This is a genomic window from Rhizobium sp. BR 362, assembly GCF_036528765.1.
Classification (GTDB): domain Bacteria; phylum Pseudomonadota; class Alphaproteobacteria; order Rhizobiales; family Rhizobiaceae; genus Rhizobium.
Window position 1 is genome coordinate 1 of record NZ_JARWGH010000012.1, and the last position, 25,955, is coordinate 25,955.

25 protein-coding genes are annotated in these 25,955 nt (G+C 58.0%); 8 read left to right on the top strand and 17 right to left on the bottom strand.

All coding sequences use genetic code 11. From position 1 onward, the window contains the following. Positions 1-240: 240 nt before the first annotated feature. From thiS to QDY28_RS16750, 3 genes are read left to right on the top strand one after another with little or no spacing between them, the layout of a single operon-like run. A complete protein-coding gene (thiS, locus tag QDY28_RS16740) occupies positions 241-438 on the top strand; it encodes a sulfur carrier protein ThiS (RefSeq protein WP_331382805.1) in 198 nt (65 codons plus the stop codon). A gap of 3 nt (positions 439-441) precedes the next feature. Then, positions 442-1,215: a thiazole synthase gene (locus QDY28_RS16745; RefSeq protein ID WP_331382806.1), complete on the top strand. Its 774-nt coding sequence runs from the start codon at positions 442-444 to the stop codon at positions 1,213-1,215. Further along, on the top strand, positions 1,212-1,826 hold the full coding sequence (locus QDY28_RS16750) for a thiamine phosphate synthase (protein WP_331382807.1): 615 nt from the start codon (positions 1,212-1,214) through the stop codon (positions 1,824-1,826). Before QDY28_RS16745 ends, QDY28_RS16750 begins: the two co-directional genes overlap by 4 nt. Before the next feature lie 40 nt (positions 1,827-1,866). Here QDY28_RS16750 and QDY28_RS16755 read toward each other — a convergent pair whose 3' ends face one another. The 6 genes from QDY28_RS16755 to bioB all read right to left on the bottom strand — a co-directional run bounded on the left by QDY28_RS16755 (position 1,867) and on the right by bioB (position 7,638). After that, positions 1,867-2,499 (bottom strand): GntR family transcriptional regulator, encoded by a 633-nt coding sequence (locus QDY28_RS16755; RefSeq protein ID WP_331382808.1) that lies wholly within the window; start codon positions 2,497-2,499, stop codon positions 1,867-1,869. 118 nt (positions 2,500-2,617) lie between these two features. Beyond that, positions 2,618-3,604 (bottom strand): beta-ketoacyl-ACP synthase III, encoded by a 987-nt coding sequence (locus tag QDY28_RS16760; RefSeq protein ID WP_331382809.1) that lies wholly within the window; start codon positions 3,602-3,604, stop codon positions 2,618-2,620. Further along, positions 3,601-4,872: an adenosylmethionine--8-amino-7-oxononanoate transaminase gene (locus QDY28_RS16765; protein ID WP_331382810.1), complete on the bottom strand. Its 1,272-nt coding sequence runs from the start codon at positions 4,870-4,872 to the stop codon at positions 3,601-3,603. The genes QDY28_RS16760 and QDY28_RS16765 overlap by 4 nt, the downstream gene beginning before the upstream one ends. Continuing rightward, on the bottom strand, positions 4,869-5,507 hold the full coding sequence (bioD, locus tag QDY28_RS16770; protein ID WP_331382811.1) for a dethiobiotin synthase: 639 nt from the start codon (positions 5,505-5,507) through the stop codon (positions 4,869-4,871). Before bioD ends, QDY28_RS16765 begins: the two co-directional genes overlap by 4 nt. Continuing rightward, complete coding sequence (locus tag QDY28_RS16775; RefSeq protein WP_442967542.1) at positions 5,504-6,649, bottom strand: 8-amino-7-oxononanoate synthase; 1,146 nt, start codon at positions 6,647-6,649, stop codon at positions 5,504-5,506. The genes bioD and QDY28_RS16775 overlap by 4 nt, the downstream gene beginning before the upstream one ends. Then, positions 6,646-7,638: a biotin synthase BioB gene (gene bioB, locus QDY28_RS16780; protein WP_442967544.1), complete on the bottom strand. Its 993-nt coding sequence runs from the start codon at positions 7,636-7,638 to the stop codon at positions 6,646-6,648. The genes QDY28_RS16775 and bioB overlap by 4 nt, the downstream gene beginning before the upstream one ends. Positions 7,639-8,135: 497 nt before the next feature. On the opposite strand from bioB, the gene QDY28_RS16785 reads away from it, so the two are divergent. Together QDY28_RS16785 and QDY28_RS16790 are read left to right on the top strand one after the other, a co-directional pair. Continuing rightward, positions 8,136-8,465 (top strand): response regulator, encoded by a 330-nt coding sequence (locus QDY28_RS16785; protein ID WP_331382812.1) that lies wholly within the window; start codon positions 8,136-8,138, stop codon positions 8,463-8,465. A 558-nt stretch (positions 8,466-9,023) separates the two neighbouring features. Then, complete coding sequence (locus tag QDY28_RS16790; RefSeq protein WP_331382813.1) at positions 9,024-9,443, top strand: DUF4168 domain-containing protein; 420 nt, start codon at positions 9,024-9,026, stop codon at positions 9,441-9,443. Positions 9,444-9,626: 183 nt separating this feature from the next. Here QDY28_RS16790 and serA read toward each other — a convergent pair whose 3' ends face one another. The 11 genes from serA to QDY28_RS16845 form a co-directional block, all read right to left on the bottom strand. Further along, entirely contained in the window at positions 9,627-10,865 is a 1,239-nt protein-coding gene (gene serA, locus QDY28_RS16795; RefSeq protein WP_331382814.1) for a phosphoglycerate dehydrogenase, read from the bottom strand. A gap of 426 nt (positions 10,866-11,291) precedes the next feature. After that, complete coding sequence (locus tag QDY28_RS16800) at positions 11,292-12,029, bottom strand: L,D-transpeptidase (protein ID WP_442967543.1); 738 nt, start codon at positions 12,027-12,029, stop codon at positions 11,292-11,294. A 223-nt stretch (positions 12,030-12,252) separates the two neighbouring features. After that, positions 12,253-13,425 carry an acetate/propionate family kinase gene (locus tag QDY28_RS16805; RefSeq protein WP_331382815.1) on the bottom strand — a complete coding sequence of 391 codons (1,173 nt, stop codon included), beginning with the start codon at positions 13,423-13,425 and terminating at the stop codon, positions 12,253-12,255. Between the two features lie 5 nt (positions 13,426-13,430). After that, on the bottom strand, positions 13,431-13,751 hold the full coding sequence (locus tag QDY28_RS16810) for a hypothetical protein (RefSeq protein ID WP_331382816.1): 321 nt from the start codon (positions 13,749-13,751) through the stop codon (positions 13,431-13,433). A 1-nt stretch (position 13,752) separates the two neighbouring features. Next, positions 13,753-15,072, bottom strand: a complete 1,320-nt coding sequence (locus QDY28_RS16815; protein ID WP_331382817.1) for a glucoamylase family protein — start codon at positions 15,070-15,072, stop codon at positions 13,753-13,755. Positions 15,073-15,117: 45 nt separating this feature from the next. Then, the gene (locus QDY28_RS16820; protein ID WP_331382818.1) at positions 15,118-17,580 is read right to left on the bottom strand and encodes a phosphoketolase family protein; all 2,463 of its coding nucleotides are present in this window, start codon (positions 17,578-17,580) and stop codon (positions 15,118-15,120) included. 268 nt (positions 17,581-17,848) lie between these two features. Continuing rightward, on the bottom strand, positions 17,849-20,353 hold the full coding sequence (locus tag QDY28_RS16825) for a glycogen/starch/alpha-glucan phosphorylase (RefSeq protein WP_331382819.1): 2,505 nt from the start codon (positions 20,351-20,353) through the stop codon (positions 17,849-17,851). Between the two features lie 261 nt (positions 20,354-20,614). Then, positions 20,615-21,271, bottom strand: a complete 657-nt coding sequence (locus QDY28_RS16830; RefSeq protein ID WP_331382820.1) for a CBS domain-containing protein — start codon at positions 21,269-21,271, stop codon at positions 20,615-20,617. Between the two features lie 145 nt (positions 21,272-21,416). Then, positions 21,417-21,800, bottom strand: a complete 384-nt coding sequence (locus tag QDY28_RS16835; protein ID WP_331382821.1) for a type II toxin-antitoxin system VapC family toxin — start codon at positions 21,798-21,800, stop codon at positions 21,417-21,419. Next, complete coding sequence (locus QDY28_RS16840) at positions 21,797-21,997, bottom strand: type II toxin-antitoxin system VapB family antitoxin (protein ID WP_126919113.1); 201 nt, start codon at positions 21,995-21,997, stop codon at positions 21,797-21,799. The genes QDY28_RS16835 and QDY28_RS16840 overlap by 4 nt, the downstream gene beginning before the upstream one ends. 403 nt (positions 21,998-22,400) lie before the next feature. Continuing rightward, positions 22,401-23,396 carry a LacI family DNA-binding transcriptional regulator gene (locus QDY28_RS16845; RefSeq protein WP_331382822.1) on the bottom strand — a complete coding sequence of 332 codons (996 nt, stop codon included), beginning with the start codon at positions 23,394-23,396 and terminating at the stop codon, positions 22,401-22,403. Between the two features lie 83 nt (positions 23,397-23,479). Here QDY28_RS16845 and QDY28_RS16850 point away from each other — a divergent pair, with 83 nt between their 5' ends. From QDY28_RS16850 to ltnD, 3 genes are all read left to right on the top strand, one after another. Further along, positions 23,480-23,611, top strand: a complete 132-nt coding sequence (locus tag QDY28_RS16850) for a hypothetical protein (protein WP_331382823.1) — start codon at positions 23,480-23,482, stop codon at positions 23,609-23,611. Positions 23,612-23,642: 31 nt separating this feature from the next. Continuing rightward, positions 23,643-24,959: an MFS transporter gene (locus tag QDY28_RS16855; protein ID WP_331382824.1), complete on the top strand. Its 1,317-nt coding sequence runs from the start codon at positions 23,643-23,645 to the stop codon at positions 24,957-24,959. A gap of 64 nt (positions 24,960-25,023) precedes the next feature. Continuing rightward, entirely contained in the window at positions 25,024-25,953 is a 930-nt protein-coding gene (gene ltnD / locus QDY28_RS16860; RefSeq protein WP_331382825.1) for an L-threonate dehydrogenase, read from the top strand. The last annotated feature ends 2 nt before the right edge of the window (positions 25,954-25,955 follow it).

The window sequence follows — 25,955 nt, forward strand, 5'->3', positions numbered from 1 at the left end:
GGCTGCGCTCTTAAAGGAGAATGGGAAGCCGGGAGCCGCACGCCATTCTGTGACCGAAGTTAACGCATCAGGGTCACGTATTGGAGCATGGTTCAAGACCGAAGGACAGAAACAATCTGTCCAGCGGAAGGAAGAGATTTAGCCGATCGGTCAAAACGCCGGTCAGAACATAACCGAACCCAAGGAAAAGCCGCCACTTGAAGGTGTTTTGTCCCTTGTGTTCTTTCATTGGAGCGCCCGATGCGCCTGATCATAAATGGTGAACCCGAGACAATTGCCGCAGCCACGCTTTCGCAGCTTCTGGCAGCGCTCGAATATGAGGGTGAGTGGCTGGCAACCGCAGTCAACGGCGAACTCATACATCGCGAGGATCGCGACGATCATCTTTTGAACGACAATGACAGGATCGAGATCCTGACACCGATGCAGGGAGGCTGACCCATGCTTGATCTCCACGGAACCCAGATTGGCTCACGCCTTCTCCTTGGCACTGCACGTTATCCTTCGCTGGCCGTTCTGGCCGAATCTGTCAAGCGATCCAGGACGGAGATCGTCACCGTGTCGTTGCGTCGGGAAACGGCCGGCGGGCGCAACGGCGGTGCATTCTTCGATATGATCCGGGCGCTCGGCGTCCGCGTTCTCCCCAACACCGCCGGATGCCATGGCGTGTCCGAGGCGGTGCTGACGGCCAAGATGGCGCGCGAGGTGTTTCAGACCAATTGGATCAAGCTGGAGGTGATCGGCAATCACGATACGCTACAGCCGGATGTCTTCGCTCTGGTGGAGGCTGCACGCATTCTCGTCAGTGACGGCTTTGAGGTCTTTCCCTACACGACCGACGATCTGGTCGTCGCCGAACGACTGCTGGAGGCGGGGTGCAAGGTGCTGATGCCCTGGTGCGCGCCGATCGGCACTGCGGCGGGGCCGCTCAACCCTGCGGCTCTTCGCTCGATGCGCGCGCATTTTCCCGACGTGCCGCTGATTGTCGATGCAGGCATCGGCCGGCCGTCGCATGCAACGACCGTGATGGAACTCGGCTTTGATGCGGTTCTTCTCAACACTGCGGTTGCCGGTGCGGGCGATCCGGCTGCGATGGCGGAAGCCTTCGCTGGGGCGATCGAGGCCGGCCGACAGGCATATGCTGCCGGCATGCTGGAGCCGCGCGACATGGCGGTTCCGTCGACGCCCGTGATCGGAAAGGCGGTATTCGCGTGAAGCTCGATCCTTTCTATCTGATCGTCGATAGCGCCGCCTGGATCGAAAGGCTGGTTCCGCTTGGTGTCAAACTCGTGCAACTGCGCATCAAGGAACGGGCGCTGTCGGATATACGCACAGACATCCGCCGGGCAAAAGCAGTTTGCGCGGCGTATGAATGCCAGTTGATCGTCAATGACTATTGGCAGCTTGCCATTGAGGAAGGCTGTGATTTCATCCATCTCGGCCAGGAGGATCTGGCGACAGCCGATCTTGCTGCCATTCGTGAGGCTGGCCTGAAATTAGGACTTTCCACGCATGACGAGGCGGAACTGGCAACCGCGCTTGCGGCGCGTCCAGACTATATCGCGCTCGGTCCGATCTATCCCACCATTCTCAAGGCAATGCCCTGGGCGCCGCAAGGTCTTGACCGCCTGCGCGATTGGAAGAGCCGCATCGGCCCGCTGCCGCTTGTCGCCATTGGCGGGCTGACGGTGGAGCGCATTGCCGGCGTGTTCGAAAATGGGGCCGATAGTGCTGCTGTTGTGACCGATATCACGCGCAATCCCGATCCAGAACAACGGACTCTGGCGTGGATTGGGGCTACCCAGTCATTTCGCAGAGAATGTTAAAGAGGAAATTGGCCTTCGGGCGAATGGCTGCGCACACAAGCTACGAACGGCTACCCGGCTTCTGGCCCATCCATTGCACGTGGCGTGAAAGGACCGCTGTGGCAACGTCCACATTTCCGGCGCGCAACGCGTTGAGGATGGCACGATGATCGCGGTCCGTCGGCGCCTCCCACTCCGCCCGCCAGCCGGAAAACAGGAAACGTGCGCTGACGGCGTGCAGGTCATCGATTGTCTTCAGCAGGCGCGGCATGTTGCAGGGAGACAGAATGAGACGATGGAACCTCCCGTTCGCCTCTTCCCATGCCTGCACATCAACCGCGCGATCGCCTGCATGAATCGCCTCTTCGGCCTCGTCCAGGATGGCTTTGGTCATATGAGGAGCGGCGTTGCGCAGCGCCAATACTTCAAGTGCGGCGCGCATCTCCGCCACCTCACGCACCTCCTCGACGCTAAAGCCGACCACGCGCACGCCTTTGCGCGGCTGGCTGACCACCAGTCCCTGGGACTCCAGCCGACGGAAGGCCTCGCGCACGGGCACATGACTGGCGCCGAATTCCTCAGCAATATGGTCCTGCCTGAGCTTGGCGCCGGCTTCGATCACCCCTGAAATAATGCGATCAGCGAGTGTCCGGCTTATCCGCACGGCAATGGGATCATCTTTTGCAACGCTCATATGGCTATCATCGGTTTCAAAAACGGTTGTGCATCGACTCAATGTCCTATGCTTACCCACCCCTTTGCTGATTCTCCACATTCTTCATGGAGCTGTAACTGTTCCATCGCGCGCGAGCTCAGATTGCGAAGATAACGGCACCGCCCGCCAGGCCCGCACCTGCGGCAGTCATGAGCAAATGCTCCCCCGATTTAAACGGTTTGCGGCGATTTTCGACGGAAAGGGACAGCGGAATGGTCGCAGCCGAAGAGTTGCCGAATTCCGCGACCGTGCTGACAAGCTTGCTTTCTTCCAATTCGAGATTGTGGCGAACTGCGTCGCAAAGGCGGAGGTTGGCCTGATGCGGAACGAAGCGGTCGATGGCGGAGACCGTTACGGCAGCCTCATCCATCGCCTGGCGTGAGGTGCGTGTCATCAGATCGACAGCGCGGGAAAAGACCTCGCGCCCATCCCGCATCGTCATCAGCACTTGGTCTGCCGCGGTTTCAGGAGAAAAAGGCTTGTTACTACCGCCTGACGGCATGGTAATCAGATCGTAGCCGCTTCCATCCGAAGCCAGGACGGCTGCCTTGAGGCCGCTTTGCTCGTTTCGGCAGGGGACCAGCACGACCGCACCGGCACCATCGGCGAACAGAACGGCACTGGCGCGTTCCGCCGGATTGATGCGGCGGCTGAGAATATTGGCAGCCACCACCAGCACCGCCCGGCCATGCGCACGCACGAAGCCATCCGCCAGCGTCAGCGCGTAGAGAAAGCCCGAGCAAGCTCCGGCAAGATCGATGGCTCCGGAATTTTGCAAACCGAGCTTGTGCGCCAGAAGCGGCGCCGAGGGCGGCAAGAGATGATCGGGCGTGGAGGTGGCAAGCAAGGACATGGCGATCTCGCCCGGTGCAATTCCGGCCTTTTCAAGGGCCATTTTCCCGGCCTCGGCTGCAAGGCCGCTCAATGTGTCTCCTTCGGTTGCCCAATGGCGAGATCGGATGCCGGTGCGCCTTTCGATCCAGCCTGCCTCGAGACCGAGCCGACCTTCGATTTCCGCATTGTGAACGATGCGGGACGGGACGGCATGACCGAATCCGGTGAGGCGGGAGGCGAGGGGCATCAAGATGCAGTCTCCTCAAGAACGAGCGAGGCGACTTCATCGATCGCATCATAGGCGGCTGCGATATCCTCGGCGCTCGTGCAATAGGGAGGCATCAGATAGATGACGTTTCCGAGCGGACGCAGAAGCAGCCCGCGTTGGCGAAATAGCCGGCGCATGCGCGGCCCCGCTTCGGCGAGATAGCCGCCGGAGGGTACCGCAAGATCAAGGGCGGCGATGGTGCCGCATTGCCTGACGTTTACAAATCTCGTGTCGTTCTCGAAATGTCGCAAATGATGGGCGTGCTGCGCCGCAAGCTCGGCAATTCGGGCTTTGACTGGTTCGTCCTGCCAAATTTTCAGATTGGCGACAGCCGCGGCGCAGGCGATCGCATTGGCGGTGTAGGAACTCGAATGGAAGAAGGTCTTGCGCCGGTCGGAAGACAGGTGGGCCTCAAAGATCTCGCTTGTGCAAAGAGTTGCCGCCAGCGGCAGCGCGCCGCCGGTCAGGCCTTTCGAGGTGCAGAGGATATCGGGTGTCACCCCCGCCCGTTCGCAGGCAAAGCGCGTTCCGGTGCGACCCCAGCCGGTCATCACCTCGTCGGCGATGAAGAGACAGCCGTATCGGCCGGCGATTTCCTTTAAAGCAGCAAGCACGGCACTGCCGTAGAACTTCATGCCGCCTGCGCCGAGCAAAAGCGGCTCCACCAGAATGGCGGCGACCTTTCCCGAGCGGCAGATGGCCTCGAACGCATCGAGTGTCTCTTGTTCGCTGCCGGCTTCTGGAAAGGGAAGGCGGTCAACGCCGAAAAGCAGCGGCTCGAAGGGCGCATTGAACACGCCGCGCTCTCCCACGGACATGGCGCCGATCGTGTCGCCATGATAGCCGTGTTCCATCACAACGATGCGGTCACGCGCGATGGCGCGATTATGGAACGTGCCGAGCGCCATCTTGATCGCCACCTCGACCGCCGTCGATCCGCTGTCCGAATAGAAAACGTGTTGCAGTCCGGAAGGCGCGAAGGCGAGCAGACGTTCGGCGAGGACTTCTGCCGGTTCATGGGTAAATTCGGCGAAGATGATCTGGTCGTAGGCCTCCGTCGCCTCCCGGATCGCCGCCATGATGCCGGGATGGCGATGGCCATGGGTGATCACCCACCATGACGAGATTGCGTCGAGGATGCGATTGCCATCCTCATCGAACAGATATGCGCCTTCGGTCGCGACGATACGCTTCATCGGCGGTTCAAGCGCATGCTGTGTGAAGGGGTGCCAGACGGGCGAGAAGGTCACGCGCTTACCTCCATCAGGGACGCAGTGTCGAAGTTCTCTCGAAAGGCGCGGCGCAGGGTTTCACTCGTCAGACTTTCCAGCAGCGGCAGCCGTCCCAACACCCTCACTTGCCCGATGGCAGCGATGGTCGCCTGAGTGTCGGCGTTTTCCGCGCCCACAAAGGCAACGCCGCAAAGGGGAATGTCGCGGTGGCGAAGTGCCTCGATGGATAGCAGCGTGTGGTTGATGGTGCCGAGCGACGTTCGGGCGCAGAGCATGACGGGAATGCGCCATCGGGCAAAGACATCGGCAAAGACTAGATTGTTCGTGAGCGGGACCAGCAGACCGCCAGCGCCTTCGATGACCAATGGACCGGCGCAGGCCGGCAGTTCAAGGCGGGCCGGGTCGATTTCCACGCCGTCGAGACGTGCCGAAAGATGCGGTGAGACCGGAGTGGCAAGGCGATAGGCTTCCGGCAGGATATGCTCAGCGGGCAGCCCGCTCAGCCGGGCGACCGCGTCACTGTCCGTCTCGCCTTCCAGGCCGGATTGCACGGGTTTCCAATAGCGGGCGTTGAGCGCGCCCGCCAGTGCTGCCGAAAACACGGTTTTGCCGATGCCGGTATCCGTGCCGGTGACCACGAAGCGGACGCTCATCTCTTGTGTTCCTCCATGGCGGCGGCAAGGCAATCCAGCATGCGCGCAATCTGCTCTGAATCGACGTTAAGCGTGATCGACAGCCGCAGGCGCGCCGTGCCCTCCGGCACGCTCGGCGGACGGATCGCACGGATGTCGAACCCTTGAGCCTGGAGAGTGTCGGCAATTCGCACCGCGCGCGCGTTGTCGCCGATGACAACCGGCTGAATCTGCGACCCGCTCGGCTCTACGCCGAACCGGCTTTTCAAGCCGTCACCGAGAAAGGCGAACAAACGTCCCAAGGCCTCGCGGCGCTCAGGTTCGTCGTCCACAATGCACAGAGCTTCGCGCACGCCCGCCGCCATGAGAGGCGAAGGCGCGGTGGAATAGATGAAGGCGCGAGCACGGTTGACAAGATAATCGGCAAGCACGCGAGGGACTGCGAGCAAGGCTCCGGAAACGCCCAGCGCCTTGCCGCAGGTATGAAGCGCTAGCACATTGTCCCGGCCTTCCAGCCCAGTCGCCAGCCCTCTGCCGCCGGTGCCGAAAACGCCGGTGGCATGGGCCTCGTCGATCACCAGAAAGCCCTCGTGACGATCGGCAATGTCGGCGAGGGCGGCAAGCGGCGCTTTATCACCGTCCATCGAATAAAGGCTTTCCACCGCAATCCAGGGCCGGCCTCTGCCGCCATTCCTGCGCCAGTTTCGGATCGCCTCGTCAAATGCGTTCGCATCATTGTGGTCGATGCTGACGGCCGCGGCCTTGCTGGCTGCAATGCCCTCATGGGCGCTGGCATGGATGAGCGCGTCGTAGACGATCAGATCTTCGCGTCGTGGCAAGGTCGAGAAAAGTGCGGAATTGGCGGCATAGCCGCTGCCGAAATAAAGTACGCGTTCGGCGCCGAAAAACTGAGCGGCTTCCGCTTCCAGCGCCTCATGTTCGGGGTGGTTGCCGCGCAGTAAGCGCGAGCCGCCCGCGCCCACCGAAACGCCCCTTTCCATCGCCGTAATGATGGCCGCTTTGAGCCGCGGCGCGCCCGCGAGAGCCAGAAAATCGTTGGAGGTAAAGTCCACGCCACGTAGCGGCGCAAGGCTACGTAGCCGCGCCCTGCGCCGCAAGCCCTCAAGCGTGGCGGCATAATCCGAAAACATTGTCGTCGTCACACCGCCGGCTCCGACGGCATGGGAGAAAGCCCGAGGCGGCGGAAGAGCGTTGTGTCGTGATCCTCGCCGGGATTGTCTGCCGTCAAAAGCGTGTCGCCAACGAAGATGGAGTTGGCGCCCGCAAAGAAACAAAGCGCCTGCATCTCGTCGCTCATCTCGGTCCGGCCGGCCGAAAGCCGCAGATGCGAGGTCGGCATCAAGATGCGCGCCAGTGCGATCGTGCGCACGAAATCAATCGGATCGACAGGTGCCGCATCAGCGAGCTTCGAACCGGGAATGGGGATGAGCTGGTTGATCGGCACGCTTTCCGGCGGCACGGGCAGGTTCGCCAGCGTCAACAGCATCGAGATCCGATCATCGATCGTTTCGCCCATCCCAAGGATTCCGCCGGCACAGACCTTGATGCCGGCCATGCGCACGGTTTCCAGCGTATCGAGCCGGTCCGCGAAGCTTCGGGTGGTGATGATTTCGGAATAGAAGCGTTCGGACGTGTCGATGTTGTGGTTGTAGTAGTCGAGGCCAGCTTCCGCGAGCTCGCCTGCCTGAGACTCACTCAGCATGCCGAGCGTCATGCAGGTTTCCATGCCGAGCGCCTTCACGCCCTCGACCATGGCGACCAGCGTTTCCATATCGCGGTCTTTCGGACTGCGCCATGCCGCACCCATGCAGTAACGGGTCGCACCCGCATCCTTGGCCTTGCGCGCCTCAGTGAGCACGCGTTCGACTTCCATCAGCTTCGAGGCCTTCAGGCCGGTTGGGTAATGCGCCGACTGACTGCAATATCCACAATCCTCGGCGCATCCGCCCGTTTTGATCGAGAGAAGCCGGCTCATCTGCACGGCGTTCGGATCGAAATGCGCGCGGTGGACGGTCTGGGCCCGGAAGAGCAGATCGTTGAATGGCAAATTATAGATAGTTTTGGCTTCGTCGAGGGTGACGCCGCGCGCTTCTGATGCAGAAAATGTCAAATCTTCCAAAATTGAGGTGATTGCTTCCACTTCGCTCGTCCTCCAGATTCAAATTATGGATAGAAAATAATTTTATCGATAATTTTGCAAGGGGTGATGCGAAGAGAACTGAGTGAAATCATCCGGTGCCAAAAAACGACGTGACGCGGCGGATTCGGTGAAGCATTCCATCCGGCCGCGGGCGGGCTGTAAGGGGCCGTCTTTATCAAAGTCCGGATTGTACGATTTCGGACCATACGCCGCAAAGATTTAGACCATGGACGAAAACTATTAACCAAGACGCTGCACATGTCTCGAAGCGCACAAGCAACGGGTGTATATATTTTAAGCTACATCCTCTCCTTCGATGATCGAGGACTTCGCTTAGTCGCTGGTATTCCGGCGAATCTTGCGTCTTAAGGTCGCCCCATCAATGGGAACGGCGACCGAATGGGAGAGTTGCCATGATGAACGCTTCTGACTTCAAGTTTGCGCCAAACAGCGTAGTTCTCATTGCCACTGACGGCAATTCCGAAACATTGTCGATGGCAGCCAGCATAAGGAAAGCCGGATTGTCATGCGTGTGCTTTTCGAACTGTCATACGATGGCGGAGCATTGGCGCGCACTCAATCCGGCCCTCGCTATTGTCGACGCGACAATAGCCGACGAATTTTTCCGCTGTCGCAAGGCGGACGAAGCTTTTTGCGATTTGCCGGTCATCGAATTCGTGCAGCCCCATGCGGAAAGCCGCACCAAAGCCTTCGCGGCCGGTGCAATGGATTGCATCGTTAAACCTGTCATAAGCGAGGAATTGCTGGGCTGCTTGAGAACGCATCTCGCCTCTCGGAGCGCATTGACGCATGCTTGAGCGCGGGTTGTAACCTTGACAGAATCGAAGGCCGGCTGGGTGCGAGCGTAGGTGACATCCGGCTTTCCGGCAGTCGACCTTAGCGACGGAGCCGATGGATAATGGGACGCCGCTTTCAACCGCGCCAACGCGGGGAGACAGCTCGCTTTATTTGAGCTGCTGTGGATCACTGGCTGCGCAAATGCAGCAGTGTGCATGGGCTCTCCGCCGTCGCCCGCTCGCAGGCAACCAATGCGCTCTCAAATGTCGGGCAGATCAAGCACTTTGGGATCGCGAGTCTAACTCGTTGTAATAGCGTGCGGCTTGGGCCACCGTCTTACGCAACGACTGCCGCCGTCGACGGAATTCGTTATGCAGCGGGTAACTGGCGACGGTCATAAAGTCGCCGCTGTGTCGTCAGCAGATCGCCGCGCAATCGCCCCATAGAAAACGTTTGACGACCACATTGCCGCCGAATCGTTCTTCAACCCTGACCGACGGCTAAATCAATGCGATATGCCGCCTTTCGCCCTACGCCATCAAAGAGGTGTTCTCCCGCATTCCTAAAGAGGATTTAAGATGATCACGCGTTATCTCTCTGCCACATCGTTGACCGCCGCGGTGTTAAGCTTGATGTTTCTTGGCAATCCAGCGTCCGCACAGCAAGCAACGCAAGAAAAGCCTACCCAAGGACAATCAGATAACAATGGTGCGGCTGCGGCAGTCAGCGATCAAAAAATCGAGGCTTTTGCGGTCGCGTATCTGCAGGTGGACAAGATCAGGCAGGAATACGCCGCCAAGATCGGAGCAACGTCGGATCCGACCGCGAAGCAGCAGCTACAGACCGAGGCGAGCAAACAGATGGTACAGGCTGTTCAGACCTCTCCAGGCATGTCGGTAGACGAATACAAGGCAATTCTTTCGGCTGCCCAGAAGGATCCGGTGCTCATTAAAAAAGTTCAGGACAAGCTTCAGAAATCCGCGCCTGCACAGCAGTAACCGGCACCACGATCATCAAGCAAAGATCGTCTATTGCGGGCCGCGCCGAGTGTCTCAATCTTGGCGCGGCATCGATGAGGTAGGAGCGCGTCGAACTCTTCAGAACGGCGATGCACCAGACCCGGAGGAGGGGCACGGCTTTGGCCTCGGGGTCCTTACAGAACGCTCATTTTTCCACCGGCTTCAGTAAACCAATCGGGCTCGTATCGTTCCCGGTATCTGGCGAATCTGATCAAGGATGTCATCGGCTGTCTGGCCAACGCCCTCGGCTTCAATGACGACGTAACCTGTTTCGCCGTACGTCTGCAAGAACTCGCCGACGATATTCAGTCCACGGGACGAAAAGATCGTGTTCAGACTGTTTAGGATGCCAGGGCGGTTTTCATGAACATGGATGAAACGCGTGCCGTTTGCACGTGGCGGCAGTTGTACCTGCGGAAAGTTGACTGCGCCCAGTGTCGAGCCAATGTCGGAATACTCGACAAGCTTCCTCGATACTTCCCTTCCAATGCGCTCCTGGGCTTCTTCGGTCGATCCGCCGATATGTGGCGTGAGAATGACATTATCCAAACCCTGCAGCGGCGTTTCGAAGCGCTCCTTGTTTGATGCCGGCTCCTTCGGGAAGACGTCGACGGCCGCGCCGGCGAGATGTCCGTCTTTCAAAACCTTCGCAAGCGCTTCCAGATCCACCACGGTTCCACGGGAATTGTTGATGAAAATGGCCCCCTTTTTCATCCTGCGCAGTTCGGCCTCGGTGATCATGTTTCGCGTCGAACTGATCTCCGGAACATGCATCGTCACGAAATCTGAGATTTCGAGAAGCTCGCCGAGCGAAGCCATCGATTCTGAATTGCCGTGGCGGAGCTTGTCTGAAGGATCGAAATAGCGAACATTCATACCCATGCTTTCGGCAAGAACGCTAAGCTGCGAACCGATGTTGCCGTAGCCCACAATGCCGAGCGTTTTCCCGCGCACCTCACGGCTGCCTTCGGCGGATTTGTCCCATCCACCTTCATGAGCAGACGCCGAACGCGGGAAAATCCGTCTGGTCAACATTATGATCTCACCGATCACAAGCTCTGCGACCGAGCGCGTATTCGAATAAGGAGCGTTGAATACGGGGATTCCACGTCGACGGGCCGCGTCCAGGTCGACCTGATTTGTCCCTACGGAAAAACAGCCGACGGCCATGAGCTTCCTGGCGGAGCTGAAAATTTCGTCTGTCAGATGCGTGCGTGAACGAATTCCGACGATATGCGCTTCTGCTATATGACTTTTGAGATCCTTATCATCGAGCGCCTTTGGCAGATGAGTGAGATTGACGTAGCCGGACGACGAAAAATAGTCTACGGCGCTCTGGCTGATGCCTTCCAACAGAAGCACGGAAATCCGATCGCGGGGAAGAGAAAGTTGTCGGGTCATTGAATAGCCTTCGATGCTCGAATTCGATCAGGCCGAGGTCGCTTTTCGGCTACGAAGCTCACGGCAACATGACTTAGCGACTAACCAACGGACCGCGCAAGAATAAATTCAGCTCCTGGGCGGATACACAAGGATCTGCATACTGCTTTGAACGTCGCCGTTGGCAGGGGCTTTCCAGTGTTTCGCTGCGCTCGAGTTCTTGATCGAAAAAGGGCCGACACAATGCAGCGAATTCAAAAGATTCTATCGAGGTTCTTTACTTCTTGCTGATACGTGTGCTTTGTCCGCGAATACTGGCTCGGCGTGAAAGGTCTTGGGGCCAACGATTTGAAATTCTGGGCGCCGTTATGCCCGATGTTGGACGATTTGCGAGCCTACGAAACGCAATCACCGGATCATGGCAGCTTCGGCCGCGCTACGCTGCAATCAGAGCACAACCACCTTTGTTCCCACTCCGACGCGGCCATAGAGATCCATGACATCTGGATTTGCCATGCGGATGCAGCCAGAGGATACCGCCTTGCCGATCGAATTCGGCTCATTGGTGCCATGGATGCGGTAGAGCGTGGAACCGAGATAGAGCGCTCTCGCGCCGAGGGGACTATTGAGGCCGCCATCCATGTGGTCAGGGAGTTCCGGCCGGCGAGCGATCATTTCCTTGGGCGGCGTCCAATCCGGCCATTCGGCCTTGCGGCTGATCGTCTGCGTGCCCTTCCAGGCAAAGCCCTGTTTGCCGACACCGATGCCGTATTTGAGAGCAGTTCCATCGTTTAGCACAAGATAGAGGCGCTTTTCCTTAGTGGAGATCACGATGGTGCCAGGTTCGTAGCCAGAAAACGGCACAATCATGCGCGGGATCGGTGACTTCGCCAAGCCGGCCCGCCTATCGTCCTTGGGGCCCGGAGTGAGTTGGGGAGCAATCGCCTCGCGGTCAATGGAGGCCCGCCGTTGTGAACGAGGGGGCGGCGGGAAATCGCCGTCTTCGTCGTCATAATAATCATAGCGGTCATCCCGGTAGTCATAATCACGGTCGGAACGCCGATAATCGCGATAGTCCGGCGGCGCCTGCCGCCAATAGCGCCGGGCAGCATAGCCGCCGTCCGGGTCGTCGCCATACTCCGGATAGTACCTCCATTCCTGAGCATGCGCGGCGACGCTTGCCATCAGGACAGCGAGAGCGGGCAAAAGGACTGATCTTATGACAAAGGGGCTAAGCGCCATTGGAATGAGATACTTGCGTCATGCCACGCCGCGGTTGCAAGCTAGAAGCTAGGTTGCTATCGCGGTAAACGCGGAGGCATTTAGGTTGCGACCTGGCAGTGAAGTTTCATCCAGGAGCGCTAGGCGACCTTAATTAGCCATGCTCGGCCGTGTTTTCGGTCGGTATCTACCCGCCGATAAGCTTCAGCGTGTGGCGCGCGATCATGAGTTCTTCGTCGGTCGGCACGACATAGAGCTCTGGGCTGCTGTCTGGTTTGGAGATCAGCAATTCGCCATTGATATTTTTTTCCGGGTCGAGCCTAACACCGAGCCATTCCAGTCTGGCGGCTATTCTCGCTCGCATCTCTGGAGAATTTTCGCCGATCCCGGCGGTAAAGACGAAAGCATCGATGCCGCCGAGCGCGGCCGCCAGCGCTCCGGCGTAGAAGGCGATCCGATAAACGAAGTGATCAAGGGCGAAGGCGGCGCGCGGGTCGTCGCTTGCCAGCAGCGCGCGCATGTCATTGCTGACGCCAGACAGGCCCTTGAGACCGGATTGATTGTAAAGCAGATTCTGGACATCCTTGGGCGACATGCCTTTCTGGTCCAGCAGATACAGGAGAACGCCGGGATCGATCTGCCCACACCTGGTGCCCATGGGCAGCCCGTCGAGCGCCGTGAAGCCCATCGTGGTTTCGATGCTCTTCCCTTCGAAAAGGGCGCACAAGGAGGCGCCACTGCCGAGATGCGCGGTAATTACCCTGCCGTTCGCGATATCCGGTGCGACCTCCCGCAGGCGTCCAGCGACGTATTCATAGGATAATCCGTGAAAGCCGTATCGCTGCACACCCTCGGCGAAAAAGCGCTCGGGAATAGCGTAGTGGTTCGCGACCAGGCTTTGTCCACGATGAAATGACGTATCGAAGCAGGCAACCTGCGGAAGGTCAGGCTGGCGATCCAGAATAGCATGGATCGGTGCTAGATTGTTCGGTTGATGCAGCGGGGCAAGCGGCACGTACCGCTCGAGATCGCGAAGAATCTCCTTTGTGATCCGTACCGGTCGGTCGTAGTCAGGACCGCCATGGACGACACGGTGCCCGGCGGCGACAAGCCGGCCCTCGTCTTTCTCACGCAGCCAAGCGCCGACGATTTGCATAGCTGCGGGCAAATCGGGCACATCCGCCGGCGCATGCTTCTGATCCGCGAGGATCTTGCCGTCACGGCCGTTGACTCGCAGCCGTGGCGCCGTGGCGATACCTTCCATCTGCCCCCGAAATAGTTTCGTCAGCCCATCTTTGGTGGAGAAGACCTCGAATTTAAGGCTGGACGATCCCGCATTGATAACAAGGATAGTATCCATGGCCATCACGAGCTCTGAACGGCAGCAGAATGACGCCGCGCATCTGCAGGCGTTAAGGCGGCCACACGAAAGACGAGGCGGGTGCGGGCCGCGTTGGCCGCTGACAGTAAAAGTGCTGAGGGGATGACAGCCCTCGGCGTTTCAAGGTCGAACTGCGTGCGCGGCTTGAGCGCTTTCTGGCCGATATCACGCCTGCCATCCAGGTTGGGCGCAATGTTGATCGCCGCGTCGATGATGACCAGCGTCTTCGTGTAGGCCGGAGTGTCCGCAACAAAAGTATCGCCGACACGCCGGCCCGTCCGCCGGGGTATTCTTCGTAGCGCCATCCTAGAGCCACCCTCCCGTGAAACCTGCGCGGCGCAGGCCGGTTACGATCGGCTGGCAGCGGCGCGTGATATTCCAGAGCAGTCCTGTCCTGTAGTTTTCGATCATCAAGGCGACGGGTCCCTGATCGATACCGAAGTGGTAGGGACTGATCCACCATCCTTTCTCACCGCCTTCTTGAGTGTAGGTCTGGTTGAACGACGGTTTGAACCCATAGAGGTGGGTCATGCCGAGGCGCATTTGCGCAAAATTCCGGACGGTCGGAACGACTATCTCCGGCGCAAAAGGCAGGGAGGCGACGACCACCCACGGCGAGACGGTCCCGTCGTCCGGTCCGAAGGGCGCGCCCCTGGCGACATAATCGAAGAATTCCCGTTCCACGCCGTCGACCGTCTTCTTGATCCAGCCGGGCCCGTCGCTTGCCGTGAATCCCCAGCAGTGCTTTCCATAGCCAACAAATTTCATAGGATTGCGGATGGCATACTCCTGCTGGACGTAGGTTGCGTCGCGGCTGTTTCGGAAGTAATCGCTATCGTGATTCCTCATGAATTCGTCGCGGATGCCGCGGAAGTCGATCCACATATGCGAGAGCTGGTGAGTGAAAAGCGGTCCCGAATAGAGCAGCTCACGCCCGTAGATATTTCTCCACTCATAGCTTTCGGTGTACGCGGCATAGGCTTCGGGCGGCAAGGGATGGGTCGGCGATCCCAAGCCGAGAAAGTAAAGCAGCAGGCCCTCATCATATCCCCGCCAGCGATAGGGAATAAACCCGTTTTCTGGCCGCCACCCGTGCGTGAGAGTCAGTCCGTGATCACAAGCCCAATTCCAGTCTGCTCGTTCGTAGATTTCATTGGCGAGCCGGCGGACTTCAACTTCGTCCGTGGTGTCGCCATCAAAATAGGCGGCCACGGTCAAAGCTCCAGCGAAGAGGAACGCCGAGTCGATGGTGGATAATTCGCATTGCCAGACACGGCGGCCGGTTTCGATGTCCAGGAAATGGTAGAAGAAACCTTTGTAACCGGATGCGTCTGGTTCAGGCCCCTGTGGGCATGACAGCAAGAACGCCAGGCGCCTCCGGGCAATCTTGGCCGCAAAAGCTCGAATGATGACGCCGCGCTCCACAACGACAGGGAGTGTTGCCAAAGCCATTCCGACTGCGGCGATGCTGGCAGGCGCATCGATTTGTGTCTTGTCGCGAACGAGCCCGTTATCCGGATTGGTGCACTGAAGATAGTAGAGCATTGTAGTGAACTGCAGCCGCCGAAGATCCTCCTCGGTGGGCAGACGATCAAGATCGGGGTCGGTCGAGAGCATTTGGGTCATAGTGGCTGGGAACAGTTCCGACGAAAAGGCGCCATTCGGCGCCCCTTAGACGTTGTCTCCTTCCGTGGATGTCTTTCGGGATGCTTGTGTCGTGCCTTTCACGCCCCACTTCCATCCGCTTATCACGGGCATGTCATCACCATATTTCTCGATGTATTCGCGATGCTCGATCAGCTTGGCATGTATTGCCTGCTTGAAGTATGCAGCGCGGGCACCCAGTTGGGGCAGCCGGTCGATGACGTCCTCGACGAGATGGAACCGATCAAGCTGGTTCATGACCACCATATCGAAGGGCGTGCTTGTCGTGCCTTCTTCTTTGTAACCGCGCACGTGGAGGTTGTCGTGATTTGTCCTGCGATATGTGAGCCGATGGATCAGCCAAGGATAACCGTGGAAGGCGAAGATGATTGGCTTATCCTTGGTGAATAGGGCATCGAAATCAGGATCCGACAATCCATGCGGATGTTCCTCCTTGGGCTGCAGCTTCATCAGGTTCACGACATTGATGACCCGCACCTTCAATTCGGGCAAATGTTCACGGAGCAACTGGACCGCCGCGAGTGTTTCGAGGGTCGGAACGTCGCCGCAGCACGCCATCACCACATCGGGCTCACTGCCCCTGTCGTTGCTCGCCCATTCCCAAATGCCGACGCCCATGGTGCAATGCCTGACGGCCTCATCCATGGTCAGCCATTGCGGGGCGGGTTGCTTGCCCGCGACAACCACGTTGACATAGTTGCGGCTGCGCAAGCAGTGGTCCGTCACCGATAGAAGCGTATTGGCATCCGCGGGCAGATAGACCCGGACGACATCCGCTTTCTTATTGACAACATGGTCGATGAAGCCGGGATCCTGGTGACTGAAGCCGTTATGGTCCTGCCGCCAGACATGAGAACTGAGGAAATAGTTCAGCGAGCCGATCGGTCGCCGCCAGGGGATTTCGTTGCAGACTTTCAGCCATTTTGCATGCTGGTTGAACATTGAATCGATGATGTGGATGAAGGCCTCGTAACAGGAGAAGAAGCCATGGCGCCCCGTCAGGAGGTAGCCCTCCAGCCAGCCCTGGCATTGGTGCTCACTCAGAACTTCCATGATGCGGCCATCGGGTGAAAGATGGTCGTCCTCTGGATAGATTTCCGCCATATAGCAGCGGTCCGTGACCTCCAGCACATCCTGCCAGCGGTTGGAATTGTTTTCGTCCGGGCTGAACAGGCGGAAATTCTTGCTCTCGAGGTTTGCTTTCATCACGTCGCGCAGGAATTTTCCCATCACGCGCGCAGACTCGACCGTCGTAGCACCGGGGCTGGAAACCTCCACGGCATAGTCGCGGAAGTCCGGCATCTTGAGGTCACGCAAAAGCAGTCCGCCGTTGGCGTGCGGATTATCGCTCATTCGACGATGGCCCGCGGGAGCCAATGCCGCCAATTCAGGCTTGAACCGGCCGCTCTCCTCGAAGAGCTCCTCAGGGCGGTAGCTTTTCATCCATTGTTCTAGAATGCGAATGTGCTCTGACTTGTCCATTTCGCCCATCGGCACCTGATGCGATCGCCAGTAATCTTCGCATTTTTTGCCGTCGATCTCCTTCGGGCAGGTCCATCCCTTCGGTGTTCGAAAGACGATCATCGGCCAAACGGGGCGCTTAACTTTGCGGTTCGCGCGGGCGTCTGCCCAAATTGTCCGGATTTCGGCGATGATGGTATCGAGCGTCCCGGCGAGCTGCTGGTGAACGTCGTCGGGATCATGCCCCTCGACGAAGTAGGGCTTGTATCCCATTCCCTCGAAAAACTTCCGCAATTCGTCCCTGGGGATGCGGGCGAGGAAGCATGGGTTGGCGATCTTGTAGCCGTTGAGGTGCAGGATCGGCAGAACGCAGCCGTCGCGGGCGGGGTTGAGGAACTTGTTCCCGTGCCATCCGGTTGCGAGCGGCCCAGTTTCAGCCTCCCCGTCACCGACAATGCAGGCGACGATCAAATCCGGATTGTCGAAGACGGCGCCATAGGCGTGGCTCAAGGCATATCCCAGCTCACCACCTTCATGAATGCTGCCCGGCGTTTCCGGGGCGACGTGACTTGGTATGCCGCCTGGGAAACTGAACTGCTTGAACAGTCTCTTCATGCCTTCCTTGTCCGGGCTGACGTCCGGATAAACTTCACTGTAGGTGCCTTCCAGATAGGCGTGGGCGACAAGCGATGGTCCGCCGTGGCCAGGACCAATCACGTAAATCATATTAAGGTCGTCACGCTTGATGACCCGGTTTAGATGCGTATAGAGCATGTTCAGGCCGGGGGATGTTCCCCAGTGTCCCAGCAGGCGCGGCTTTATGTGTCCGCGCGCCAACGGTTTTCTCAAGAGTGGATTGTCGAGCAGGTATATCTGGCCGACCGAAAGATAGTTGGAAGCCCGCCAGTAGGCGTCAAGCAAATGAAGTTCATCGGCCGACAGATGTTTGTCTGTGCGGGTTCCAGCTGCTGCAGATTGTTTGCCAATTACCGTCTCAAGCGAAGCCATCGGAGTCTCCCTGATGAAGTCGTACTGTTATTGAGAACGATTCAACGATTGCGGATGCGATGTTCGACGAAATGAGAGGTGCTGCTTGGCCCATAGCGCATGCAGACGCAAAAACAATGAGTGGCAACTGATGCCGCCGGAGAGCTTGCTATCGCCGCACCAATGCATCCAATTCCATTATTTAGTATCGCATAAAATCATGCCCCGGTCACACCGTAGGCCGGCTGGACGCCACTTTTCCTTGTAGTTTACGGTATCATCCTGTTCGTTACGGGACGAGACATGGCTTGGCGTTCCAAATTGCGCTCGCATATTCCGAGATCGTGCGATCACTGGAAAACCTTCCTGAACCGGCAAGGTTACGCACAACCATTCTAGTCCAGTCTTGCGGTTTGGCGTAGAGCGATTGAAGACGCATGTCTGCCTCCATGTAGGAGGTGAAATCCGCTAAGTGCCTGTAAGTGTCACCGCCGGTCAGAAGTATGTTACGCATTGCATCGGCCAGCACAGGCTCGTAACGAGAGAAGTGACCGGAGAGGATCAGGTCAAGAACTGCGCGGGTCTCCTGCTCATTCTCATAGTGCCACCACGGACTGTACCAGCCTTGGCTTGCGGCAACTTGCTCGGCGGTCAAACCAAACAAAAAGAAATTCTCCTCGCCGGCCGCGTCGGCCATTTCGATCGTCGCGCCGTCTCGGGTGCCGAGCGTCAAGGCGCCATTCATCATGAATTTCATGTTACTGGTGCCGCTGGCCTCGTATCCCGCTGTCGAAATTTGGTTCGATACGTCGCTCGCAGGAACGAGGCGTTCCGCCACCGAAACACAGTACTCTGGAATGAACACGACCTGCAGACGGCCACGTGTTGCGGGGTCGCCATCGATAGTGTCAGCAAGATTGTTCAAGAACTTGATAATGAGCTTCGCCACGTGATAGGCGGGCGCGGCCTTTCCGGCAAAGAAGAAGGTACGCGGCGGCATGTCGATGTGTGGGTTCTCTCGGATCCGGTTATAGAGCGCCACGATCCTCAGTGCGTTCAACAGTTGCCTTTTGTATTCGTGTATGCGTTTGATCTGGCTATCGAAGATCGTGTCCGGGTCAACCCGGATCCCCGCTTGCGATTTCAGCCACTCGGCAAAGCGTAATTTTGCCCGGCGCTTAGCCATGCGGACGGCTCCGAGGAACTCACCATCGTCGGCAAGCGGCTTCAACCTCTCGAGGTCCTCTGTTTTCGTAATCCAGCGGTCTCCGATGGCATTGGTGATGCAGTTGGAAAGATCGGGATTCGACAGGAGCAGCCAACGCCTTGGCGTAATGCCATTTGTCTTATTGTTGAAACGCTCAGGATATAGTTCGGCCAGATCTCTTACCGTGACATCCCGCAAAAGCCTGGAGTGTATCGCGGCAACGCCATTCGTGCTGTGAGACCCTACAATCGCAAGATGCGCCATTCGGACGAGACCGCCGCCGGGCTCGATAACCGCCGCCCGTTCGACGCGACCTTGATCATCTGGCCAGCGCACCATCGCCTCTTGCCTCAGCAGGCGGTCGATCTTCCCTATGATCTGCAGATGGCGCGGCAGCATGAGTTCGAACCATCGGAGCGGCCATTTCTCCAACGCCTCGGGAAGAAGCGTGTGGTTCGTATAAGCAAGCGATCGCTTCGTGATATCCCAGGCCCGTTCCCAGCCCAGTGCAGCATCGTCCAGCAGAATACGCATCAGCTCCGCAACGGCCAGGCTCGGATGCGTGTCGTTGAGCTGGATCGCGACCTTGTCAGGTAAATTATTCCAGTCGCTATTGTTCATACGAAAGCGGCGGATAAGATCTGCCAGAGAGCACGCGACCAGGAAATATTCCTGGACGAAGCGCAGACCTTGACCCATGCTCGTGGAGTCGTCCGGATAGAGCACACGAGTGACGGTCTCCGCCGTCAGTGACTCGGCCAACGCACTCACGAATTCGCCGGCGCTGAATTCCTGAAAATCGAAGCTGTTGGGAGCGGCTGAAGCCCAAAGCCGCAATGTGTTTATGGTCTTGCCGCCATATCCGACTATCGGTCTGTCGTAGGGTATGCCGAGAAGCTTCGATGGCGCGCCGGTGATAGCTTTCAGATTTCCGCCGCGCACCTCGAAAGAGCATCCGAGCTCAACCGTGACAGCATGTTGGGGACGGGCCACCTCCCAGGGATCGGGTCTGCGCAGCCAGTTGTCGGGTTGCTCCTGTTGCCAGCCATCTACAATCGTCTGCTTGAAGATGCCGTATTCGTAGCGCAATCCATATCCCATACCCGGCAATTGCATGGCTGCCATCGAATCCAGAAAGCACGCCGCCAGTCGCCCAAGTCCGCCATTGCCCAAGCCGGCATCCGGCTCCTCAGCGAGGATCGCCAGCTCGTCCAACTGGTTTTCCTTCAAGAATTGACCGACAAGTGGCTCGAGTCGCAGGTTGAGGATGTTGTTGCTCAACGACCGACCAATTAAAAACTCCATTGAAAGATAATAAATACGCTTTGGATTTTCCTGATTATAGGCCTGGTCGGTTTGCTGCCATCGTTGAGACAGGATGTCCCGAACGGAGCGGGCGGCTGCCTCGTATCGCTCCCGGTTCCCGACTTCAGACGAGGGGAGCGCGTTGTCAAAAAGCAAATGTCGCTCGTAGAGGGCGTTGTTACTGCCGTTGAACTTGATCGGTCCGCAGCCATATTGCTGCAGCAGCTCCTCCGGCGCATCGTTCTGCGGCAGGTTCGGAAGGACTATGCGCTCACTGGTCATGTCTTTTGTCTCCGATGCCCATTCCATCTTAACGTCTTTGAGACATTGTACCTTGTAAGCAGATCGATGCTGGCTCTTTACAATTCCCCCGTTGGAATACGGGACAACTCGATTGTTGCGGCAAACTGAAGCGTTTTCGATATCGACCGCTGCATGACGATGCGTTTCAACACCGTATCAAAGCCGGGTATTGGCAGTGTATTCCGTCTTGTCAGAACATGCTGTGGAGATGAATAGGTGGTAGCTCAATCACGAAGGCAGCTATGAGAAGTGCTCGACAACCCCTCTGACACCGTTGACGCTTTCCGATGCGATGCGTGCGGCTTTCTTGCCCTCTTCCGTGTCGACGTTCCCCCACAGATGCACAATTCCATCAACAACGGCAACCTGCAACTCAAACCCTTCCAGTCCGGTGTTTTCCCCTAAGCGGGTCGCGATGATGCGTTGAATGGCGTCGTCGCCGGTCATTGTTTTATCTTGCCGGGTCACGAGAAATGCCTTGAGCAGATCGGCGCGACTGACGAGGCCGACCAAATCGCCATCTTTTATGACAGGAATTCGTTTAATGCCGTGCTCTTCCATCATCTTCGCGGCTTTCGCGAGGGAAGCGTCTTCGTTGATGGTGATAGGATTGCCGGTCATCGCATCACCGACCCGCCACGAGTGGCGTTTTATGTAAGCGCTCGCTCTCTCCCGGTGGGGAGTGGTCGTGTCGGCGAGTGAGCTGATCGCCGCACCTCCCAACTCCGTTCTTCGGATCAGATCGCCCTCGCTGATGATGCCAACGAGACGTCCACTGTCATCGACAACCGGAATTCCGCTCACATGGCTGGCCAACATAGTTCGAGCCGCCTGCTCGACACTATTGTCAGGTGATATTTTGACGAGCGTAGCCGTCATCACATCTTTGACCAGCATCTCGGCTTCACTCCGAAGTGGCTATCGTCGTAAGAAGATAAACCTGTTGCGACTTATCGGCAACTAACGCGCAAGTATTACGGCGAGGGATGTGCAGGGGACGACGATTCAATTGCCTGAACCTCGGCAGCACTATTTTAAGTGTTTAGTTGCGCGCATTGGCCGGCGTATGCAGTGAAGCGCCTGCCTTTTCTGCCGCCGCCTGCAGACGCTTGTCCCTGGTCCATAATGTCGCCCGCCGATCAAGCAGTATCGAAGCGAGCAAGTGGGCATCTGTATAGCCGATGCCCATACTGAAAATACCGTGGCGATCGATCATTGTCATCATTTCGTCGTGCGTTGCGACCAACGCCTGGCGCTGGACTGCCAGGAGCGTTATCACGCGCCCGCGATCCCGAAGGCTGCCAAGCCCCAGTTCGCCAACCACAGCCGGATGGCAGAGTAGACGATCATCCTCAATGATCGTGCGCAGCTCTGCATCAGCATGGCGGAAGTGATCGATCCATATAGAAGTGTCTGCCAGTATCACTTGGCCGCTGCGCTCCGGCGACGTGGAGCTGCCTCTGCATCGGGCATAGTTCCGCCGAGTGCGATGAGGCGTTTTCCGGACTCCACTCGGACAAGCGTCTCCAACGCTTGGCGGACCAGAGCAGCGGTTTCTTTTGTGCCGGTCAGGGCCCGAGCCCTTTCCAGGAGAGCGTCGTCGAGATTGATGGTCGATCGCATCGTTTCGTGTCCTTGTTCTGGTGCAATAAATAGCACCATTTGGTGATAAAATCTACGCCTAGCTCCTACGTCGTAATGTGCTTGGAGTTCCTCTTGTGAGAGGACATGGTTTCGTTTGCAACCAATCCATAAAGTTCAGAGGCGACCCAATGCCTTTCTGGTACTGAACGGTGGCGCCCATTTTTGCGGCTTTAATGAGGGGTAGTAGAGTGGTCAGGGTATCAGAAATAATGGCCAAAGTTCTGTGACAAACATTCGGCTATGACGTTAGATTTTCAATCGCTGGAGACAATTTAGCTTAATACGCGATGACGGTTCTGATCCGTTCATCTGCAAGTGGGGTCAAATGAAGAGATCGTAGGTTTCGGTCCTGAGTCCAATCACCAAGTTTGCATGGGACAACTCAAGCGGTTTCGCCCGGCACCAGTAAGAATCCGACATCTATCGTCTGAGCTGGCGCATCCTCCAAAAGGAGTTCCGCTGCCCGCCTTCCTATATCCACACGCCGTGTGAGAATACTGGCAATGGGCTGCGGGGTGTGGCGGCAGATATCGAGCGCGTTGAAGCCGATGATCGCAAGCCGGTCAGGCACGGGAATTCCCGCGGACAGGCAATGGAAATAGCCGCCAAGCGCCATGTCGTCGTTGGAGAAATACACGGCATCAATGTCGGGGGATCGGCCTAACACACTCGCCAACCCGGCCTTTCCGGCGCTGACGGAGGAAGGAGCGCTCAGGATTTCCCGATCTCTTAGCGCCAGCCCTGCCTGTTTGAGCTGATCGACAAATCCTTCGAAGCGTTTTGCGCTGCGGGTGTCGCGTTCGATGTCGTGGCCGACATAAGCGATACGCGTATAGCCTTTTTCAATCAGATGAGCGGCGGTAGCCCTGCCAGCCGAACGATGAGAGAACCCGACAGCGATATCGATCGGTTCTCCGTCAATATCCAGCAATTCCAGAACGCGGCATCCGGCGGCGCGAAGCAGTTTCCGCGTTCCTTCCGTATGTTCCAGGCCGACAAGCATGACCGCTTCCGGCCGCCACGCCAAAACGGCGGCGACAAGCGCCTCCTCCCGCATGGGATCATATTCGGTAACCGCGAACACGGCCTGCTTCTGCCGCACTTCTAGCCCCCTCGTAACGCCGCTCAAGACATCGGCGAAAACGATATTCGATAGAGAGGGCACGATGATCGCTACCAACGGCGTGCCCGTCGATGCCAGGGCTCCGGCGATCTTATTGGGAACATAACCAAGCCTATCAACCGCCGCCATGACGCGCGCGCGTGTTTTTTCCGAAAAGGACCCATGATTGCGCAGAACGCGCGAGACCGTGCTTTCGCCAACGCCCGCAGCGTCCGCGACCTCGGCCAGCGTGATCGGAGTACTTTTCAGGTCCATTTCCGTCCCAAGCTCCGTTTGGCGAATTCGCCCGCGAGGGCGGCGGGTTTTCCCTTGTCATTCAAGACTTTGGAAAGTGCTGAATGGCAACCTTCGCAACCATATTCGCAACGGACCTGCTTGTACAATGGCAGCGCTGCCAAAAACTGCTTGGCAGCGCTGCCAAAATTATTTATAAGAATGGCAGCGCTGCCAATCCGGAGCGCGGGAGGTGAGAAGACCCATACCCATTGGAGGAGGAGAGCAATGACGGTGCTGGATCAGGCATCGGCCGCCGCAGCAGGCGTGCCCGATGCTTTGGAAAATACTGCTTACAAGAAAGTTTTCTGGAGGATCATACCCCTGCTGATGTTCTGTTACGTGGTCGCATATCTTGATCGCGTGAACGTCGGCTTTGCCAAATTGCAGATGTCCAGCGAGCTCGGACTTTCGGAGGCCGCCTATGGGGCCGGCGCCGGCATTTTCTTTATCGGCTACTTCCTTTTCGAGGTGCCGAGCAATCTGCTGATGAACAAGGTTGGGGCACGGATATGGATCGCCCGCGTGATGATCACCTGGGGCATCGTTTCCGCCGCTTTCGCATTCACGACCTCGGAAACGATGTTCTACGTTCTGCGCTTTCTGCTCGGTCTGGCGGAAGCCGGCTTCTTTCCGGGGATCATTCTTTACATGACGTCCTGGTATCCGTCCCATCGCCGCGCCAAGATCATCGCCACGTTCATGTCGGCCATTCCGGTTTCCGCCATCTTCGGCAATCCGCTTTCGGGCTGGATCATGGACGGCCTTCACACTTTTCACGGCATGTCCGGATGGCAATGGATGTTCCTGATTGAAGCCATCCCCGCCGTCCTGCTTGGTTTTGTCGTTTTTTTCTATCTCGACAACCGTATCGAAGATGCAAAATGGCTGAACCAAAAGGAGAAAGATGTTCTGCTGGCCAATATGGAAGCTGACAACCGGATCAAGACAGCAAGCCCCAGCAGCCTCGGCGCGACCCTGAGCGACGGCCGCGTGTGGCTGATGAGCCTGATTTACTTCTGCTTCGTGCTTGGTCAATACGGCTTGAATTTTTGGATGCCGACTCTCGTCAAAGCTTCCGGGGTCGTCGGCAATTTCAATGTCGGACTGGTCTCGGCCATTCCCTACATCTGCACATTCATCACCATGCTGGTTCTCGGACGCTCGTCTGACCATTTCCGCGAACGTCGTTGGCATCTCGTTATCCCCGCCATGGTCGCCAGCATCGGCTTCATCGCCGCAACCGTCGCATCAAGTACCGGGATTGCCATCGCGGCGCTCTCGCTGGCGGCTGCCGGTGCGATTACCTGCGCGCCGCTGTTCTGGTCCTTGCCGACAGCCTTTCTGGCCGGCACCGGCGCCGCAGCAGGCATCGCCTGGATCAATTCGGTCGGCAATCTTGCGGGCTTCCTGGGACCTTTCATAATCGGTTATCTCAAGGACACCACGGGCAGCAATTCCATTGGCATGTATTTCCTGGCGGCGGCATTGGTGGTCGGTTGCATCGCCACGCTTTCGGTGCCAGCAAAGACGGTAAATCGCTGAATGAGCGCCTCCCCGACGTGAGACGCCGGGGAGGCCATCCGTTGCATCAATTAAGGATCATCATATGACAACCCTTCCAGAAAACGTGGAAACCCCTCAGGTGGCGGTGGTAATCGGTCTTGGAGCCATGGGTATGGGCATGGCCCTCTCGCTCAGGAAGGCCGGCTTCGATGTGATCGGTGTCGATATTTCCGCAGATGCGGTGTCCCGTTTCGTGCAGTCAGGAGGCCGCTCTGCCTCCAGCATCGCCGAAGCCGCAAAAGAAGCCGACATCGTGGTTTCGGTGGTCGTCAACGCGGCGCAGACGGAAAACGTCCTGTTCGGTGCCGGCGGCATTGCTGATGTCATGCGTCCGGGCTCCGTGTTTATTTCGTCCGCGACGATGGATCCCGCCGTGGCCGGCAAGCTTGCCTCGCGGCTCGAAACAACGGGCGTGCACTATCTCGATGCGCCCATTTCGGGGGGAGCGGCGCGCGCCGCCAGTGGCGAGCTGACCGTCATGGCCTCAGGGACAAAGGCTGCCTTCAGCGCCGCGCGCCGAGCGCTCGATGCCATGGCCGCCAAAGTCTATGAGCTTGGTGATGCCGCCGGGGCCGGTGCGGCCTTTAAAATGATCAATCAGTTGCTCGCCGGGGTTCACATTGCTGCCGCCTGCGAGGCGATTTCGCTCGCCGCGAAACTGGGGCTCGACCTCGACAAGGTCTATGAGGTGATTACCGCATCCGCCGGCAATTCGTGGATGTTCGAAAACCGCATCCCCCATGTACTCGCCGGCGATTACACGCCGCTCAGCGCCATCGACATTTTCGTCAAGGATCTCGGCATCATCCAGGACATGGCGCGGTCCGAACGCTATCCGGTGCCGCTCAGCGCAGCGGCATTGCAAATGTATCTCGCGGCTTCCGGCGCCGGCATGGGGCGCGACGACGATTCTTCGCTTGCACGCCTTTACGCGCAGCTTTCCGGCGCCTCGCTTCCAGAAAAGAAGAGGTGAGC